Source organism: Bacillus sp. 2205SS5-2 (assembly GCF_037024155.1).
Taxonomy (GTDB): domain Bacteria; phylum Bacillota; class Bacilli; order Bacillales; family Bacillaceae_K; genus Bacillus_CI.
The window spans coordinates 28,621-47,592 of record NZ_JAYKTS010000029.1 but is presented as its reverse complement, the minus strand read 5'-3'; the positions used below and the strand labels follow the sequence as shown (position 1 = coordinate 47,592).

The window sequence follows — 18,972 nt, the reverse complement described above, 5'->3', positions numbered from 1 at the left end:
GGTTTCGTAAACGGGGTTTTATCCACCAAAAAAGAGGCGACCTCAGACCTGCATTAACAGGATGAACAGTTTAATGCATCATTAAACCGCTAGACCCCATTTTCATTCATTGCGGTGTCTGACAGGACATGGGGTTTCGTAAACAGTGTGGTTATTCATCTGATATTTGACTAAATTCTCTATCTCATTATTGATTTCCATCAAATATAGCCTAACCCAATATTTACAGCAGCTAATAGCTAGATCCTATACGGAAACAACCAAAATATATATGGCTGATTGTCACTTGTTCCAATATTTATTTTTTGAAAGAAGGCGTTTTATTGTTCTGATTTGACCGCGGTGGCTAATCTCGTCTTCAAAAACGTGAAACCAAAGATAATAGTTATTATATGGAATTCCATTTGCCCATTGTTTTTCTTCATATAACCAATCATCGCCATGCTTCTTAAGCTGGGATAATGTTTGATTTCTGACTTGAGATAGTTCATTCAAATAATATTCAACATCATTCTTCCTTATTGTATTTCTTCCTTCTTGCCCAAGTTCTAACGCATGTCTCCAGTTCTGAAACTCACCTTCATTCAAATCACGTCCTTCGAATGATATGACTTGATGGACAAATTCAATTGATGCAATATGTAATAATAAAGAACCAATTGAATTTGACCCTTCATCTACCAAGTAATCTAAGTCGAATTCTGTTAATTTTTTAATTTCATCGATGGTGATGGCTCTTGTGTGTTCTAACATGGAAACCAGTTCTCCTATCTTACCTGTGAAGTTTCCGGTTGCTTTTATCCTGTAATCTATCATTTTTCTTCCCCCTAAAAAATCTACATTAAGGATACCAATTCATACAAAAAAATATAGACTTATATATTTTGGATATAAATGGTATGATGTGATTAGATACAGAAAAGGTCCTTCTGATTTTATAAGATGGCCTTTTTTCCTCAACATTATTAATATCGGAGGTTCTCAATAGTACCTGACCTAACCATACACATGAATTAATTTTGTATGGTAAAACAGTCAAAGTTCACCCGATCTTTTTAAGTAGAAAAAGGTTGAAAATTTTTAAAACATTGTTTTTAATCTTATTTAAAGAAAAAGATAGTATATAATAAAGTGACCACATGCAGGAGGTACACTATGAAAAAACAAAATTACCAAAACCACAAAAAAATCGACCCAGTCTTTCATCGAGTGATCTCGCTACTTGCTCTCATCACGCTCCTTTTAGCCGTGATCTTCTTCGTTCAAACCATGGGCACTGAATTGCTATTAAGTCTTGTGATTCTATTCATTGTCTTCACGCTTATTGTTGTTGGGGCAAAGCTAAGATTATATGCTCTCCAGCTTCAGGATCGCATGATTCGCACGGAAGAAAATTTCCGTTACTATCGAATGACAGGAGAACTATTAGACGCTAATCTCACATTAAAACAAGTGATTGCACTTCGATTTGCATCGGATGAAGAATATCCAAAGTTGGTGGAACGTGCGCTAATCGAAAAATTGTCACCAGATGAAATCAAAAAGTCTGTTCAGAACTGGCGCGCTGATCATTACCGGCTTTAATGAATGGGGAAGGTGGAACAGCTCATGAGGGGCTGTTTTTTTGTTTAGGCTCATTTTCAGATAATGTAGAATCTCTTATAACATAGCTGTTGATTTCCTTTCCAATTAATTTTTCAGAAAAATAAACAAATTAATACAGCGAAAAAATTTGTTGGCTTGTGAAAATGATGAAACCACATTTTCTCTCTGGGGGAGTGGTAAGTCATCAGGGGTTCGTATTTGTTGTTTCTTTTAAGGAAATTAATAATGGAACCCTACATCTTGATAATTATTTCGTTCAAAAATAGACGAATAGAGGTCCCTTATCCTTTCCTTTTAGCGAAGCATATAGGGCATATGAAAGGAAGAATAAGAAAGTAATTTTCATTATTGATGATATTTTTCTTATTGGTTTTGACAGTTAATTATTTATCTGAAAATGATAAATTACTAATAGAAATGATGCATTTAATAGTGTAAGAAGGGAAGAAGAGTATAAAATTCCAGTTTCTTCAAAGGATTTTGTTGTTAATATAGTGACCGTAAGTGAACAACTAGGTCAACAATTAGATGAAATGGCCAGAATGTATACGAATAGAGTCTTAAAAAAATAGTGGGTGAAAGAAGTTATCCTGAAAAAAAGAGAAGAAATGAGGGAGAAATTGAAAGGATTATATTGCAATACGGCGAATGTTTTATAATGAACACAGGTTAAGTTAGTCATAGGTAAAGAAGAATTCAGAAATTTGTGAATAAAAAAATCAACCAAAAGGAGAATGTGGAATGAATTATCGAATCGAGAAGAAAGAATCATTTACTGTCATCGGTCAAAGTAAAAGAGTTTCAACCAGTGATGGTAAAAACAACCAACAAATTCCTGTGTTTTGGGACGAAGTGTCAAGAAATGGTGTCGGACACCAAATCTTAGAAATCGCAGAAAATGAAGAATTTGTCGGAGTTTGTATGGACTTCGATCAGGAAAAAGAGGAATTCACCTATATGATTGGTGCCGAAACCACTAACCAACAGACGCAATTTGAAGAAAGAGAAATTGGCAAGAATACATGGGCAGTGTTTGAAAGTGTTGGACCATTACCTGAGGCTATCCAGTCCATATGGCAACGAATTTTCTCCGAATGGTTTCCGACTTCTGGATATGAGCATGCAGACGAAGCTGAATTTGAGCTTTATCCACCTGGAAATACTGCAGATGATAATTACAGCTGTGAGGTTTGGATTCCGGTTATGAGGAAGTAAAAGAAAGAATAAAAGTGTAAGAGGCAACTTGTCCAAACGAAACATACTTATAGTGGTATGTTAAAAAGGCTAGTCCAATGTAATGGCTGTTTTAGCAAAGTTTGTTGCTTTTCGTAATAGTTTCTTATCTTGATTTAGCTTTGTTTCGGGCATCATTTCGTCTGGTTTTGATGGAATTCAACTGTGAAATGGAGGATTTAATCAAAAATATGATGAAATAGCCTCAATGTATACGAAAAGAGCCAATGTAAAAGACGAGACATTTTGAAAAATAAGCAATGGGATGAAGAGTGCTCCTTAGACTAGGTTTTGGGGAAAGCGGATTTTACTTTTAATTTTTTGAAAGACCTAAATCACTTTCATAGTAAAGAGATAAATTCAATAAAGATCTACATAAAAAGGATGCTATTATGAACATAATTAGAGTTAATTCGAATGTTTTTTGTTTCTGCGTTTCTTGCAACCTTTATCCATGAATAAGGTCATTTCGTTTTCATAAAACTTTTTAAGAGAACCGTATATGAAATACGCATTGGGGAGGGACAACAATTGTTTCTCTAGGTGTATTTCATTTTTATCAAAGGCTCTTTTCGCATACTTTGTTGTTGTAGCATGCAAAAAAGATGGAAACACACTTTTCTTTCATCATTTCGGGTTAAAATGCTGCGAAAAGATGCCCAAAGTCATTCTTCATCACGATAGGAGGGCTCATTCTAGGAGCCACATTCTTTGCGAAACGGTCCTAATAAAAGTCCCCTTTTTCTTTGTGGAGGATCACTGACTCTTTGGTAAAGTAAGGTTGACTTCTTTTTTGCAGTCAGCCTTTCTGCTGAGAATAGAGTATACATTTTTGAGAGTGAATAGTACTACGGGACTATACCTATTCCACCCAAAGAGCAAAGAGCCTCCTTATAATATTCGCATTTTTTTATTTTGGGAATTTTGACTGGTAGTTGACAAATGTAATCCCCTAGTAAAATACCTAAGCAGTTTTCACTTGTCAGCCAAATTATAATAGTAATGTGGCCATGCCAAGTGATCATTTCCCAGCACCAATCGATTGTAGAGTATCCCTTACATTATTCGTGAAAAATCGTGTCAAGGTGTTGCGGACATTGGGATATAAGTAGGTTCAACAGTTCTGAAAGTTCCATAAATTAATCGTTACCATACCGCCTACTTCTTACAAGGTTTAGGAAGGTACATTGTTTTCCAGAGAATAAAATTCTTCCTCTAACCACCTCATACTAATCCTTCATGAAAAAATTTATTGTAAAAAGGATCCGTCACAGTAAATTCAAGCATGTTCCAAGGTGTTTTCTCTAGCCCAAAATTTACATAGGGATAGTTTTTCTGTTAACAAACAACGAATGATAGCTTTTGATATTCCTGGAGAGGTGTCTCCATGGCGCACTGATAGATAAATAAAGATATCCTTAAATGAAATCTGACCATAAAGAGGAAGTGTGTTTTCAAACTGGTGTTTCCAGTTGAGTTGAAAGTCTAAAAAATCTAGGTGAAAAGTGTAGGCTTTTTGAATACTAAAGATTCGAAAGATGGGGATTATCATTTCAAGAAGTCACGACCTTTCTTTCATCCAACTTTGGAAGAGTAGTGACGTTTTTTGTTCTTGAAAGGGAAGAGAAGTACAAAACGGAAAATCAATTTCTTCATTTAGAATGTTAAATTATCCATTTAGATAATACTTCAATCCTCTATTTAGCATATGATCAGATTTGAAAAAAACTGTACAAAAATACCTTAGGTGAGGCTGATTTCGCAAATAATGTTGTTTTTATCAAAGGCTGTTATCGCAAAGATTGTGGCTTTTCGAATCAAAAGGAATTCCTTGACTTGTATGATTTCGTGCTCTTTTCCTAATGAAAGATTCTTCATTTCTAGATAAAAAAGAAGAAATCAATCGAAAAACCCTACTGCCTGTTTTTTCTTTGTGTAAAGAGCAACAATGTATACGAAAAGAGCCTTATCAAAAGAATCTATTCCGTAAAAGGCAAGGGTTCCAATGACTTAACGGTCTGTTGGCACCAGATTGAACAATTCTGTAATGAAGGGGTTAGAAAAGTAGTAGATATATTCAAGTTTATCATCTACTTACATAAATAATGTGAATCTATTAGAATTTTCCTGCGTTTTCAAAATGCATAATGGACTAAATAAAAAATCTTTGTAATTAGTGGGAATTATCAAAGAAAGAATTTTGACACCATGAAGTGATTAGCTTATCAATACTAAACTGTTGTATTTTTGCCTTCCGAATGGCAACGAATTCTGCATGATTTTTAATAGATATAGTATTAAAGAGAGCCGTTGCGGTAATTGGGATGTAATTTTGAGGAAAGGTCTATTGAAAATCAGGCATAGTAATGCTAATCAAAAGACGTTACAATTAAAGGAAGGAAGAAACAATATTCGTGCGGTTTTAATAATAGAAAGTATCAAATTGAACATAGAATGAAATCTTGTGTGTCTGTCGTCCTCTGAGAAACCTCAGAATGAGGCAGGCACCTCTTTGAGAGGTCATGTAGAGAATGAAGAAAAAATGGATTGAAAATACTGATGCGGTTTATGAGCTAGCGGAGCAAAAGGCGGCTATATATTTCTCCTCTCTATATACCCAAGTGAAGGAAAAGACCTATGTCTCCTCTTTAACAAAAGAAATAGATTCGTGGAAACACAATCATATTCATCATCCACTCGTTTCGTTTTTTTCTCGTAAAAAGAAAACCTCTGAATCTAAAGGGTATGATCATTACCTTAGATGGCTGGATTATACAGGGAAATTAGATGATTATTTAGACCGTAGCATTTCTTATATTTTTATGCGTGACCTTGGCCAATCGTTAGACTCTCCAACTACTCAAACTAGAATTCGACAAGTAGTAGATAGTTTGAAAAGTCAACTTAAAACGAATGATGCGGGCAAAGCAGATTCGTTGAGTATGTCTGTTTTATACCGGATGGCGCAAAAAGAAGGGATTGAAACCACATTCATTTGGTTAATCAATAAATTAAAGGCCGTCTCTTCTCACATTCCAGCCGGGATGGATGCTGAACAAGCGCAGAGAAAGCAAATCAAAATCATTTCCGGATTGATTATGCATGAAATGGAAGATATGGAAGATGCAATATCGTCGGAAGAACGGAAAATAAGACTAGATCAAGCGATACGATTAGGTTATTCCTACGGGTTAACTTATCCATTCATTGACGACCTTTTGGATGCTAAAATTTTATCCATTGAAGAAGAAAAAGAATATTCTGATTTAATCCGAACGACTCTCATTACAGGGTCTGTTCCAGAATTAGGGGAGTGGACAGGTGAAAATGGGGAGCTGATTCGCTACATTCATTTGGAACTTCGAGAAGCGTTCCTTTATATTAAAGCTCATCAGCGCCCAGAAACGATAGACATCTTTTTTGAGCAATCCTATGTGTTTTTTCATGCTCAAGAAGTCGACCGAGTTAAGAATCTGGCGAATCCACATTATACAAATGAAGAGCTTTACATTCCGGTTATATTAAAATCTTCTTTTTCTCGTTTGATTGTTCGTTCGGTCATGAGTGCATCAGAGGATGAGGAATTTTACAATCGCACCTTCTTTTATGGCCTCTATAATCAGTTGGCAGATGATTTTGCGGATATGTTTGATGATCAGAGGGACGGGGCTGTTACACCGTACACTTATTATATGAAGTACCATACTCAGCGGGAAGATCTAGTCAATCCGTTTGAATTATATTGGACGGTTATCTCTCATCTAATCCAAAATGTTTATCATTCCGATCCGAAGACATCAGAGGTGATTCTCGACCGAGCGATTAACGGATTGAAACGATATAAAGAACGAATGGGAGTTGAAAAGTACTTTGAGGTAATGGAGCTATTTGCCTCCGGAATTCCAAGATTCAATCGACTCATTCAAAAAATGGTGCAAAAAGCTGACGATGTTGATTTCTTTGATAAATTTCTGCGGGATCAGATTATTACGACCTTGAAAATTGAGCGAAAAGAGCAGGATGACTTTTTACATACGATCAAAGACGTTCGAGAACAGATCAACAAAAATTTAAAAATTCACCCGAACAACATGAGTTCTACTGTAAATCAGTCCATCATTGCTGCGGCGAATTATAGTCTAGAAGGAAGTGGAAAAAGGTTGCGACCGATTGTGACCTGGATGATGAGTGTTCACAAATATGGTTTGAATCCTGCAGAAATTATTCCTTTATTAAAATCACTGGAATACATGCATACGGCTTCTCTAATCTTTGATGATCTACCATCTCAAGATAATGCAACAATTCGCCGCGGTCATCCGACCCTCCATACAGTGCATTCAATTGCCGTTGCCGAATTAACCGGTCTTTTTCTGACACAAAAAGCGATTGAAGAACAAACTTCATTGAAAGAGTTCAATGCTAAAACAGTCCTCAAATTAATTCACTATACTACTCAAGTGACTGAGGATATGTGTAAGGGACAGGCAATGGATTTGGATTTTAGAGGGAAAGCAGTGACATTAGAACAATTAAAAGCCATGGGTTTTTATAAAACCGGTCTTGGATTTGAAGCGTCGCTTATCATGCCGGCCATTTTAGCTCATGCAGAGGAAGAAGAAATTGATGCGTTGAAAAAATTCGCCTATCATGCAGGGCTTGCATTTCAGATTAAAGATGACTTGCTTGATGTGGAAGGAAATCTGAAGCATTTTGGTAAAGCGATTGGTAAAGATGTTGAAAACAATCATTCAACTTTTGTGTCCATTCTCAGTCTAGAAGGAGCAAGAAAAGAGATGTGGGAACAGTACTGTCTTGCCATCGAAGCACTGAAAAAATTGCCAAATTCCCCTTCTTTTCTGAAGCATTTAGTAAATTATTTGGTGAATCGGGATCACTAAAATTTTTCATCCCTTTCTCCGTTTCGTGTTTGATTTTTTGAAGTAGTATGCTCTAATAGAAAAAGAACAATGATTTATGCTGCTCTAAGTAGCGAAAGAAGAGAGGAAGCGCGGTTGAAAAAGTTTAAGAAATTTTACGTTGAGGTTACCAGTGTTTGTAATCTTGCATGCAGCTTTTGCCCCCCAACAGAAAGGCAGAAACAATTTATCTCCTTGGAGGACTTTTCTCTGAGGTTAGATCAAATTAAACCATATACAGATTTTATTTACTTACATGTGAAAGGTGAGCCCTTACTACACCCTAAAATAGATCAACTGTTAAACATTAGTCATGAAAAAGGGTTTAAAGTTAATATTACAACGAATGGAACTTTAATTAATAAGAAGAAGCAAAGATTACTGAATAAACCTGCAATAAGACAAATGAATTTTTCACTTCATAGTTTTGATGGACATCCGGGTTCTACAGATAAAGAGGGCTATGTGAAAAGCGTTCTTTCTTTTATCAAAGAAGCTACGAGTCAATCAGACCTAATAGTTTCACTGAGGTTATGGAATTTGACACAGGACAATATGACGAATATTGACAAACAACGAAATCGGCAACTGTTAGAAATCATTGAGAAGGATTTTGATTTACCTTTCAAAATTGAAGAAAAGGTTAGCCCAGGAAGTGGCGTAAAAATTGCCGAACGTATCTTTATCAATCAAGATTCTGAGTTTCAGTGGCCAGCGCTACATGAAGAAGAGGATGATGGAAAGGGCTTTTGTTATGGTCTTCGAAATCAGGCAGGTATTTTAGCCAATGGAACCGTGATTCCTTGCTGTTTAGATGGAGAGGGAGTAATCAGCCTTGGCAATATTAATGATACCTCTTTTTCTGATATTATCGAGGGTGAGCGTGCCCAGAAGCTCGTTGATGGCTTTTCTCAAAGAGTGGCAGTCGAAGAGCTATGTAGAAAATGCGGGTATCGAAAACGGTTTGGAAAATAAACAGGTAAATCCGCAATAAGATAGGGTAGGCTTCTCTGTTTTAATATTCAAGTTGGATTGGTGTTACCGTGGAAAAGTACGGGAATCTACTAGTTGATTCCCGTACTTTTTTATAATGATCCTTCCTATTATTTTTTGAAAAGCGAGGGATAGAATCTCCCGAGCGAAACACCTGATCCTAAAATATTCATTGCCACTAACTGCATACTGTTACCTAAAACATGAATCTACTTGTTGGAGGCAACTTGTAGGGGTATCTCCACGTCACTACGAAAACTATTCAGATGAATTTAGCTATCAATTTAATTTCATGTAATACCTAGGCGGCTGTTCAGTAGCTCCTCCGAAACTCAAATCACCTCTAGTGCTGAGTTAGTGTCTAGTAGGATTAAAAATCCTTGACCAACCGGTGTTTCATGTTAATGAGGGCTTTTATTCCACTAAAGCTGTTTTGGCAAACTTTTTTGCTTTTTGAATCAGACTTTAAACGATGATATTGCCTTGTTTCGGTACATCTTTTCGTCTGTTTTGAAAGGGAATCAACATTTCAAAGAGTGAATATTTCAATAATTAGACTAAATAGAAACAATGTAAAGAAAAGAGCCTACATTAAAGATGAAGTTGGACATAATTTCATCCTGAATTATTCATAGAATTTTTAATAATAGCTACAAACGCATATCTAACAGGCTTTCTTTTAGATCATACATGCATGAAATAAATGAAAAAAGAATCCGTTTCTGATAGGGTATAAGTACGACCAAATAACCAACAGAAAGGATTCTTTTCATGGCTACTTTACCCCAAATATCACTGGATTTCAACCCTAGGATTAAATTATCAGATCAAGGAGGTTCTCTTTCCTCTGACACAGGTGAACTTCTTATTAGAGAATTTGATGAAAAAAATAGGTTTCTCCAAAACAGTGGCTCATCATCTAAAACTAAAGGACAACAGAAGATACTATGTCCATTCGAATGAACAGTTGCTTCCTCAAAAGATGTATCAATAGATCGCAGGGTATTTTCAAGATGACGCTGCGGATCACTTGACGACCGATCCTGTTTTTACACAAATCATTGGTACAGATGCTTTGGCTTCTCAACCTAGCTTGTCTCGTTTTTTCAGGCGTTTTGATGCCAAATCCACCGAACAATTAAATCAAGCGAACCAAGAGCTTCTTGACAAAATTCATCGATTCCGAGAGTCCAAATCACTCCTAATTGATTTGGATTCTACTCATTCCGATACCTATGGAAATCAAGAGTCTTCAGCTTACAATGGTCACTATGGGACGATTGGTTTCCATCCATTAGTCGCTTTTGATGGGGGTACTGGCGATTTTTTGAAAGCCAAGCTAAGACCAGGGAATGTTTATACTTCTAATGGAGTTGTGGAATTTATCCAACCTCTTATTGAATATTACAACGAAAAGTTCCCAGAGACGACACCATTTCTTCGTGGGGATAGTGGAATTGCGGTTCCAGCCCTGTATGAGTTGTGCGAAAAAGAATCCGTTTTCTACGTAATTCGACTCAAATCTAATGCAAACCTACAAAAAATAGCCAATGAACTCCACCCATCTACAAGCCCTTCTAATGCAATGGAGACGGAATGTTATTATGAAGAAACGATGTATCAGGCAGCATCTTGGACAAAACCTAGAAAAGTAATCATCAAATCCGTTCGTCCTAAAGGTGAACTGTTTTTTAATCATTCCTTCATTGTGACCAATCTAGTAGCTGCCTTCTCACCCAAGGATATCGTCCAAACGTACCAAAAAAGAGGAACGATGGAAAACTATATAAAGGAAGCCAAAAACGGATTTGGTTTCGATAAAATGAATAGTCATTCCTTTCAAGTGAATGAAGTAAGAATGATGTTCACTCTTCTAGCTTATAACCTAACGAATTGGTTGCGAACCCTTTGTTTTCCAGAAGAAAAAAAGAGCATGCAAATTGAAACTATCCGCACAAAAATGATTAAAGTCGCTAGCAAACTAGTTAAATCAGGAAGGTCCCTTTATTTTAAATTATCTTCCAGTTTTGTGTACCAGAAATTCTTTTGGAACGTACTTCGGCGAATTCAAAGCATAAAGTTAGAGTGAATTTTCAGGGGAACCCCTTTTTGAAAATTCTAGATTGAACCAAGGGGGACGTCTGCCCAAAATCCGACTAATTTTATATAAGGTTATTTCACGAGAGGGTGGTACAGGTTCAATTGAGTTACTTTTGAAATTTTTCTTTAAAGCTATCGTCCAATCAGAATCGTTGTTTTTCATCAAAATAATAGCTATTGTCCCAAATTGAACAATATTGTCCCAGTTATAACAATCAATTTCTCCATTATGGTCAGTAGTAATCCCTTATGAAGTACTAATCACTTGTACATTTTCCCCATCCATTGTCCTTGGAGAGATGGTCTGACATAGGTATATGCCCCCCTATTCCGGTCACCATATGTACCAATGTATAGATGGATGGTGTTGTCAGTAGCTTTGTAGGTTACGGCTGCTATGTCTTCCTCTACCCATTTTACCTTGAAATCGCCACTTGTCTTATAAGGTAGGTCTTCCTTTGGGCGAGCTAAAAAACCATAATCAGTTCTATAATATATTGCCTGACCAGTGTCACTATTTTCCTTTATGACTAATAGATTTTTTAGGTATGGCGAAATGTTAACAATCTGTTTAATTTTATAGCTACGGTTAATCATCAAACCTGAATGAAGGAGGGTTAGGACCACTGTGATAATTGAAAAGAACATTTTCCATTTTTTAGTGATATTGAAGAATGTTAATATGGTGAAAACCATGCACAAAACTATTAAAATGTTGATCACATAAGAATAAGTTCTTGCTCGTTTCCGGTATATTCCCCTTCAAACAATTTCACTTTTTCAATGGGAGCATTTATCCAATTGCTTCCTTTATTATAAGTGATTTGCAGTTGGTCATTTTGAAGCAAGTATCCAATAGAATTATTTTCATAAATTGGTTGCCGTGTGAGAGGTTGAGATGAATCTTGAGTATCTTGTTTTTCAATAGCTTTTTCCGAACTTGATGGGGGAATGTGGGAGAGTATTTCAATAAAAAAGGTGCCTATGAATATACCAGCTACCAGTATACCAGCGGTCCCAATGATTATTTTTTCACATTAAATTACTCCTTTTACATTTAATAAAACTAACTAACTCCAAATAAAATCATAACAGAATGAGCTTGTGGTTGCTCAAACCCTCTTAAGAAAACCCGTTTATCATTTTCCGGGTTCTTTATTAAAGTGAAGGCTGTGAATTGTATTTTTCTGAAAAGTATGGAATTAGTATATTTAGAAAGAAAAATTCTTGTCGCATTTGCTACTTGCGCAATTGTTGATATCAAATTTGCAATAACTGAAGACCATCCGCGTGTTAATGAAGTTGTTTTTTATTAGCAATCGGACTTTATATTGAAGAACTCATTAAAATACTATCCAAAAAAGTTATTCGGTTAAAGGAATGAAATTAGCCAAAACCACTCTAGGAGTAGCAGTTTGAGTCCCGGTATCTAATTATTTATTTGTTGCGAGGTGCAGGTAAATCATGGGAATTTAAGCCTCTTTTCGTTTGACTGTTTTTGCAAAGATGTGGGTTTTCGAATAGGACTACATCCTCTGATTTGTATGACTTCGTGCTTTGTTCCTGATGGATATTCTCCATTTCTAGAAAAAAATAAGAAATCAGTCGGAAAAACCTTACTGCCTGTTTTTTTATTTGTGCCAATAGCAACAATGTATACCAAAAGAGCCTTACGTTTATATTGTTGCTTAAAAAAATAATTATTAATAGAATCCATCATTTTGTCACTAAATTCGTTCAGAAATAGATGAAAGTGAGTTCCGAATTCTTTCTTAATATATATCGAAAAGACACAATTTTTGAGGGAATAACCTTATATAATAATGGAAATCACTGATCTTCAGAAGCTAGTTTAATTGTTGTCAGTACAACTGTTGATGGGTATGTTAATATGAAAGTTACATTACTTCCGTAACAGGTCTAGATTATTAAAGTGGTAATTGTAAAGAGAGAATAGGTGAAAATTGATTTCATTGAGGGCAAATCGCAAAAAAGTATCGATTTTTAGTACCAGTCCTAATTTTATTGATTACCCCATTTGGGTTAAAATACCTATTTTTAGAGAAATTATTGTTTAGAGGGACTGGAGGTATATATAATAACCATCGTTTGCTTTCTATTAATTGCCTGGATTCTAAGCTGGTTTAAGATTGACCATCTATTTATTCGTGCATTTAAAGAACTTTTCAATGAAGAAATTACAAAAGCTAGTTATTATTTTGTCTTTTTTTATATAGGAGCAATCGGTGATCTTACGTTATTTTTTAAGGATATTTTTTATGATAAACTATGAAACCACCTTTAAGAATAAGCGGGATAATGCGGTGATGCAAAATAATTTCAGACTGTATGAAAGGCACTTGATAGTCATGGACTATCCACTAAGATAAGTCGACCAAGTGGTATAATGAATGCTAAACGGGTTATTATACAGTTTTAAACGAGCAGCTATGGAATTGGGAAATGAATTAGGAGGAAATAAATTGAATAATAAAGATAGATTAATTCGATTAAGATATGCCTTAGATATTAAAAACACTGATATGGTTGAAATTTTCAAACTAGGTGGCATTGATGTAACAAAAGAAGAAGTTCTAGAGATACTTAAAAAATCAAATAAGAGTGATGATAATGATGATGATTTCTACGAAGATGAAACCTTGAATGACCGCATGTTAGAGTCATTTTTTAATGGCTTTATCATTTTTAAAAGGGGAAGACAAGAACCAAAACCTGGACAATCTGACAAGCCGGTGATGTTGTATGTCAATGAAAGTATCAATAATATCATGTTGAAAAAATTAAAGATCGCTCTTTCGTTAACTAGTGATGATATGCTTGATATATTAGAAGATGCAGGTGTGTTTATCCGAAATGGTGAATTAGGCGCATTATTGAGAAGAGTTGGACATAAAAATTATCAGGAGTGCGGGGACAGATACGCAAGGAATTTCTTAAAAGGGTTAGCCATTAAATATAGAGGATAAGGCCATGATTCATACTTATGAAGGTACAGAAATTAGCTTTACGATACAATACAAAAATCAGAAATCAATCGAAATTTCTATTGATTTATATGCAAATATTGAAGTTAAAGCTCCAAAAGGGACTTCTAATGAAAGAGTCCTAAAAGTTATCGAAGCAAGGTGGGATTGGATTCAGCAACATTCAAAAGAAATGAAAGACAGAACGATGGGGCAAAAGAAGAAGGTCTATGATCATGGGGAAAGTTTTCTTTATTTGGGAAACTCGTATCCTATCCAGATCATCCAAGAGCTAGATATCAAGCAAGATCATGTCGAGTTTGACGGAAAGACTTTATATATTTATGTGAAGCTACTGGAGGATGAAAACATAAAACAGGCATTAAAACGATTTTATTATCGCCAATGTAAAGCCATAGTCGAGAAAAGAACCCAGTTTTATCGAAACCATTTTAAAACTAAACCACGTTCAATTCGTATTTCTGATAGTCAAAGGACCTGGGGAACATGCGATTCAAAGCTTCAGCTAACCTTTAACTGGAAGTTAGCGATGGCTCCGCAGGAAGTTATTGACTATGTTGTTGTTCATGAAATGTGTCATATGGTCCATCTGAATCACGATCGTTCCTTTTGGCGCCTTGTTGGCAAGATCATGCCGAAATATAAGGAAATGGAAAACTGGTTAGCTTTATCGAGTTGGAAAATGACTGTTTAGGAAGCATACTTATGGTCGGTATGCTTCCTTTTCCATAGAGTTACGGCTGATTTGGCAAAAAATGAGGACTTTCGTGTATTCTTAAAATACTTCATTTTTGGCTACTAGTCGAAGATCCATGGCAGAATAAAGCTTGTAGTCAGCTTTTCGTTTCCCTCACAATAGATACCAAAAATATGATCAATCTTTTTCAAATTTTATTTTAGTTTATTGAAAAGGGGGTTGTCGCAAAGATTGTGGATTTTCGAATAGGAATATATCCCCTGATTTGTATGACTTCTTGCTCTTTTCCTCATGAAAACTTCTCCATTTCTAGATAAAAAGTATGAAATCAGTCGAAAAAACCTTACAGCCTTTTTTGTGCTGAGGCAACAAAGCAGACGAAAACAGCCTTATTTAAAGATAACTATTCGTTAATAAGGCTGAGTTTTTTTATGTTTTCCTTATTGCTTTTTCATATGTGGGTGATTGAGAATGATATCTGAATACAATTGGGCCATTTGTTGCGGGGATTCTTGGTTTCCTCTACCGATCCACTTCTCTAAAATATGCCAAATGCCCGCAGAATTGAAGGAAGTATAATAGTGGAGATAGGTATCATTATAGTCAGAGATTAACTCGGCTTTGTATTTACTTTTCATCTTAGGTAGGTAATCATCAAGGTGTTTAAGAAGTATGACAAACAAATCATTCTTTTGTAGGAGTTTGAGAAAATGAATATGTTCCTGCCAAAACAAAAAGTATATTTCTGCCATGAAATAAGGGGTTAGTTCTGCTTCATTATCGAACTGTTGTTCAACTTCCTTTACTAACTCATTAATATATTCCTGTAAAATCTCCTCTTTTGATTGAAAATTACGATAAAATGTTTTTCTTACCAAACCCGCACGTTCGGTGATCTCCTTAATGGAAATTTTTTGATATGATTTTTCCTCCATTAATTCCAACAAGGCCTCGATGATCCATCTTCGTGACCGAAGTGAGATCGGATTTGAACTTTTTTCAGAAGACATCGTTTCTCTCCTTTCTGCAAATGTCCCATTCAGACGAATATGTATCACTTGTATCCATTCTATTGACCTAAGGTTTACTGGCTTATTATAATGGAAATATACAAGTGACACAAGTGTGTATTGTTATACAGGTGTGACCTATACAAGAATAGAAATTATCTATAGATAACAGGAGGAATTTTGTGTGAATCATAAAAGAGTCGTTCTAATTACCGGTGCATCATCTGGAATGGGAAAAGCAACCGCTGAATTACTTTTAAAAGAAGGATATATTGTCTACGGTGCGGCAAGAAGAGTGGAGAATATGAAGGATCTAGCAGAAAAAGGAGCCAAGATTATGGCGATGGATGTGACCAAAGATCAATCGATGGTGGATGGTGTTGAAAGCATTATCAAGGAACAAGGTAGGATTGATATTTTGTTTAATAATGCGGGATATGGTTCCTATGGAGCAGTAGAAGATGTGTCGATTGAGGAAGCTAGAAGGCAATTTGAAGTGAATCTCTTTGGACTAAGTCGATTAACCCAATTGGTGTTACCTCATATGAGAAAACAAAAATATGGAAAAATCATCAATAATTCCTCTATGGGCGGAAAAATCTATACACCAATGGGCGCATGGTATCATGCGACAAAGCACGCTTTAGAAGGGTTTTCCGATTGCCTTCGCTTAGAAGTAGCTCAATTTGGTATTGATGTGGTAATTATCGAACCTGGTAGTATTGATAGTGAATGGACAGGCATTATGTTAAATCAGCTAGAGCAAACTTCTGGACATACAGCATATGCAAAAATAACCAATTCATTCATTAAAATGAGCAAAAAAATGGGGGGGGCTTCCTCACCAAATGTTATCGCACAAACAGTTTTAAAATCGATCCATTCGAAAAAACCAAAGACAAGATATGCAGCAGGTAAGTATGCCAAATCTTACATGTTTCTTAGACGCATATTATCGGATCGAATGTTTGACCGTGTGTTTCATCGCATGCTTGGAATATAAACGAAACACAGGTAGAAGGACATGGATGTTGCGTCTTGTGTATGGAGGGACAGTTACCTAGTCCTTCTGTTTTAATTGAAGGGGAATGATTATGGGAAAAGTATCAATGATTTTTAGAATTCTACTTACGTTACTCATATTTAATGGGTTTTTATTTTATTTAGGCTGGAATGTGTCGGTCTACTTCAGCACACTTATGCCTTGGTATACACCAATGGTTTTTTGGTTGGTTTTCTTTTTACTATCTTACTCTTACTTAATAGGTAGATTTACTTCTTCCTTATCTTTTCTTCGGAATATTGGCTCATTGATGTTCGGTTTTTTTCAGTATGCGTTCGTATTATTTCCATTTGCTAATGGGAGCGTATGGCTAGCTCGACTGGCAGGGGTGTCTCAAAGTGAATCCATTCTTTGGACTGGGCATGTTACAACGATCTTATTGTTTATCCTTTTTACCTGGGGTCTATACAACGCCTATAGCCCGGTAGTGAGAGAATACAAGATTAGTATTCCTAAAATAGTAGAGGGGAAAGAATCCCTTCGGATTACAATGGCATCGGATATGCATTTCGGTCGACTATCAGGAGTATCTCATGCAAAAAGGTTGATTAGGGAAGTGAATCAAACGAGCCCTGACCTGATTTTGCTTGCAGGAGATGTAATCGATGATGAGCTGGATCCTTTTACAGATAAAAAAATGGGTGAAATTTTATCCAATTTACATGCTCCCTTGGGCGTTTTTGGGGTATTAGGAAATCACGAATATTATGGAGGGCAAATTCAGGAGTATAGGGAAGAAATGAAGCGTGTAGGCATTCCGATTTTGACAGATGAAAGTCTTCTTTTAGACAATCGATTTTATTTATTAGGAAGAAAAGATAAAACCGATCGAAATCGCATGTCCTATCAGGATTTAACAGCTTCTCTGAATAGAGAATACCCTATCATATCAATGGACCATCAGCCATCTGAGCTCCAAGAAGCGTGTGATGCGTTCGTCGACATCTCGTTTTCAGGCCATACGCACCGAGGGCAAATGGCCCCTAACCACCTTATCACGAAAAGACTATTTGAACTGGATTGGGGTTATGTAAAAAAAGCGCAACTTCATGCGTTCGTGTCTTCCGGATATGGATTCTGGGGGCCACCATTGCGAATAGGAAGCCGCTCAGAAATTGTGCAAGTAGATGTGACGTTTTCTGAGAACCAAAGCTAAATAGAGGGGACCCTATGCACCATAAATTCCTGATGCTACCCTTATTTTTAATTTGTTGTTTTCTGATGAATTAGAAGCATTAAGTGATGATGGAGGAGAGAGACATTAGTTAACATAAACCGATTGGAAAGCATGGAGGTTCAAACTCTTTATTGTAATTATTAGGGAAAGGATTTAGTGGGAATTTTACCGAGAATTTTAAAACCTTTCCTCCAAACATATTTCTGTACAAACATGGAAGGATTGTTCATAAAATGCCAACTGGTATTCACACCCAATTTTCTATTAATGTTATAAAATAAGGCTGTTTTCGCAAAGATAGTGGCTTTTCGAATCAGTTTATCATCTATGATATAGCTTTATTTCAGGCGAAATTTCGTCTGTTTTTGAAGGAATTCAACAGTGAAAGGGAAGATTTAATCAAAAATATGATTGGTGTGTTGGTTATGGAAATTAATAAATCTAAAATGATTCAAATCGGATCATTAAGTATTGGAAGTATATAACTGGGAATGAGAAATGTCATTCCCAGTTTTTTTGCACTTTTTTAGTCCATTTCGCTTCCGCTAGTATCCTATTTACTTCTTTCACTTGTTTATTAATTGAAAATTCTATAGAATCTTCCTGTTTTTTTCATCCCCAATACGTTTTTGAACGACTACCTTTTACTCTTCATTTTCCATACCACCTGAACAACCCCATACGATTATTAACACTAATGTAACTAAAACTAATAAATTCTTGAATAATTTCAGTTTTACCTTCTGCTTTTTTAATTCAGCAATTCTAATTTTTATCTAATATCACGAATTTTAATTTTTATCATTTAAAGCTTTGAGTGTTTCAATCCAATGTCTTGAAAGTAGAGAAACTGCGCTTCATTATCTTCTTTGCTAAAGGATCTTTGCGGATACATGATTGCTATTTAGTCTAATTTTAGATGGAATTCTCCATATAGCGGATGATTTATATAAGGCTCTTTTCGTATACATTGGGGCTATTTCATCTGATTTTTGATTAAATCACCCATTTCATTGTTGATTTCCATTAAAAATAGACGGATCTAGCTGCAGTGGCTTGCGGCTCGGGGTCAAATGAATAACCCTCCAGCGATGCAGGCATCACCTCCAAGTTCTTCATTTGCCTGACGCCGCAGGGCAGCCACTTCCTCATTTCGTAAATGATGCCCGA

At 35.8% G+C, this 18,972-nt stretch carries 11 protein-coding genes and 2 pseudogenes; 9 read left to right on the top strand and 4 right to left on the bottom strand.

Features of this window, described 5'->3' with window-relative positions:
• Positions 1 to 282: 282 nt before the first annotated feature.
• On the bottom strand, positions 283 to 816 hold the full coding sequence (locus U8D43_RS16765; RefSeq protein WP_335872338.1) for a DinB family protein: 534 nt from the start codon (positions 814 to 816) through the stop codon (positions 283 to 285).
• Positions 817 to 1,155: 339 nt separating this feature from the next.
• On the opposite strand from U8D43_RS16765, the gene U8D43_RS16760 reads away from it, so the two are divergent.
• Positions 1,156 to 1,584 (top strand): DUF6526 family protein, encoded by a 429-nt coding sequence (locus U8D43_RS16760; protein ID WP_335872337.1) that lies wholly within the window; start codon positions 1,156 to 1,158, stop codon positions 1,582 to 1,584.
• Positions 1,585 to 2,346: 762 nt separating this feature from the next.
• Complete coding sequence (locus U8D43_RS16755; protein WP_335872336.1) at positions 2,347 to 2,820, top strand: GyrI-like domain-containing protein; 474 nt, start codon at positions 2,347 to 2,349, stop codon at positions 2,818 to 2,820.
• Positions 2,821 to 4,062: 1,242 nt separating this feature from the next.
• Here the strand turns inward: U8D43_RS16755 and U8D43_RS16750 are convergent.
• A pseudogene (locus U8D43_RS16750) lies at positions 4,063 to 4,390 on the bottom strand (glyoxalase superfamily protein).
• Positions 4,391 to 5,369: 979 nt separating this feature from the next.
• Between U8D43_RS16750 and U8D43_RS16745 the strand changes: the two are divergent.
• The 3 genes and pseudogenes from U8D43_RS16745 (at position 5,370) to U8D43_RS16735 (ending at position 10,839) form a co-directional block, all read left to right on the top strand.
• Complete coding sequence (locus tag U8D43_RS16745) at positions 5,370 to 7,739, top strand: polyprenyl synthetase family protein (RefSeq protein WP_335872334.1); 2,370 nt, start codon at positions 5,370 to 5,372, stop codon at positions 7,737 to 7,739.
• A gap of 114 nt (positions 7,740 to 7,853) precedes the next feature.
• Positions 7,854 to 8,732: a radical SAM/SPASM domain-containing protein gene (locus U8D43_RS16740; protein WP_335872333.1), complete on the top strand. Its 879-nt coding sequence runs from the start codon at positions 7,854 to 7,856 to the stop codon at positions 8,730 to 8,732.
• 789 nt (positions 8,733 to 9,521) lie between these two features.
• Positions 9,522 to 10,839: pseudogene (locus U8D43_RS16735) on the top strand (IS1380 family transposase).
• Positions 10,840 to 11,111: 272 nt separating this feature from the next.
• On the opposite strand, the gene U8D43_RS16730 reads toward U8D43_RS16735, so the two are convergent.
• The gene (locus U8D43_RS16730; protein WP_335872332.1) at positions 11,112 to 11,498 is read right to left on the bottom strand and encodes a hypothetical protein; all 387 of its coding nucleotides are present in this window, start codon (positions 11,496 to 11,498) and stop codon (positions 11,112 to 11,114) included.
• A 1,802-nt stretch (positions 11,499 to 13,300) separates the two neighbouring features.
• On the opposite strand from U8D43_RS16730, the gene U8D43_RS16725 reads away from it, so the two are divergent.
• Positions 13,301 to 13,837: a YehS family protein gene (locus tag U8D43_RS16725; RefSeq protein WP_442893626.1), complete on the top strand. Its 537-nt coding sequence runs from the start codon at positions 13,301 to 13,303 to the stop codon at positions 13,835 to 13,837.
• Positions 13,838 to 13,841: 4 nt separating this feature from the next.
• Complete coding sequence (locus U8D43_RS16720) at positions 13,842 to 14,549, top strand: M48 family metallopeptidase (RefSeq protein WP_335872330.1); 708 nt, start codon at positions 13,842 to 13,844, stop codon at positions 14,547 to 14,549.
• A gap of 443 nt (positions 14,550 to 14,992) precedes the next feature.
• Here U8D43_RS16720 and U8D43_RS16715 read toward each other — a convergent pair whose 3' ends face one another.
• Positions 14,993 to 15,562: a TetR/AcrR family transcriptional regulator gene (locus U8D43_RS16715; RefSeq protein ID WP_335872329.1), complete on the bottom strand. Its 570-nt coding sequence runs from the start codon at positions 15,560 to 15,562 to the stop codon at positions 14,993 to 14,995.
• Positions 15,563 to 15,746: 184 nt separating this feature from the next.
• Between U8D43_RS16715 and U8D43_RS16710 the strand changes: the two genes are divergently transcribed.
• On the top strand, positions 15,747 to 16,565 hold the full coding sequence (locus U8D43_RS16710; protein ID WP_335872328.1) for an oxidoreductase: 819 nt from the start codon (positions 15,747 to 15,749) through the stop codon (positions 16,563 to 16,565).
• Positions 16,566 to 16,656: 91 nt separating this feature from the next.
• Positions 16,657 to 17,781, top strand: coding sequence for a metallophosphoesterase (locus tag U8D43_RS16705; RefSeq protein WP_335872326.1), 1,125 nt, complete (start codon positions 16,657 to 16,659; stop codon positions 17,779 to 17,781).
• The last annotated feature ends 1,191 nt before the right edge of the window (positions 17,782 to 18,972 follow it).

Coding starts and splice junctions, on each gene's coding strand:
- U8D43_RS16755 (WP_335872336.1), top strand. CDS start 2,347: ATGAATTATCGAATCGAGAAGAAAGAATCATTTACTGTCATCGGTCAA.
- U8D43_RS16720 (WP_335872330.1), top strand. CDS start 13,842: ATGATTCATACTTATGAAGGTACAGAAATTAGCTTTACGATACAATAC.
- U8D43_RS16760 (WP_335872337.1), top strand. CDS start 1,156: ATGAAAAAACAAAATTACCAAAACCACAAAAAAATCGACCCAGTCTTT.
- U8D43_RS16725 (WP_442893626.1), top strand. CDS start 13,301: ATGGAATTGGGAAATGAATTAGGAGGAAATAAATTGAATAATAAAGAT.
- U8D43_RS16730 (WP_335872332.1), bottom strand. CDS start 11,498: ATGTTCTTTTCAATTATCACAGTGGTCCTAACCCTCCTTCATTCAGGT.
- U8D43_RS16715 (WP_335872329.1), bottom strand. CDS start 15,562: ATGTCTTCTGAAAAAAGTTCAAATCCGATCTCACTTCGGTCACGAAGA.
- U8D43_RS16745 (WP_335872334.1), top strand. CDS start 5,370: ATGAAGAAAAAATGGATTGAAAATACTGATGCGGTTTATGAGCTAGCG.
- U8D43_RS16705 (WP_335872326.1), top strand. CDS start 16,657: ATGGGAAAAGTATCAATGATTTTTAGAATTCTACTTACGTTACTCATA.
- U8D43_RS16765 (WP_335872338.1), bottom strand. CDS start 816: ATGATAGATTACAGGATAAAAGCAACCGGAAACTTCACAGGTAAGATA.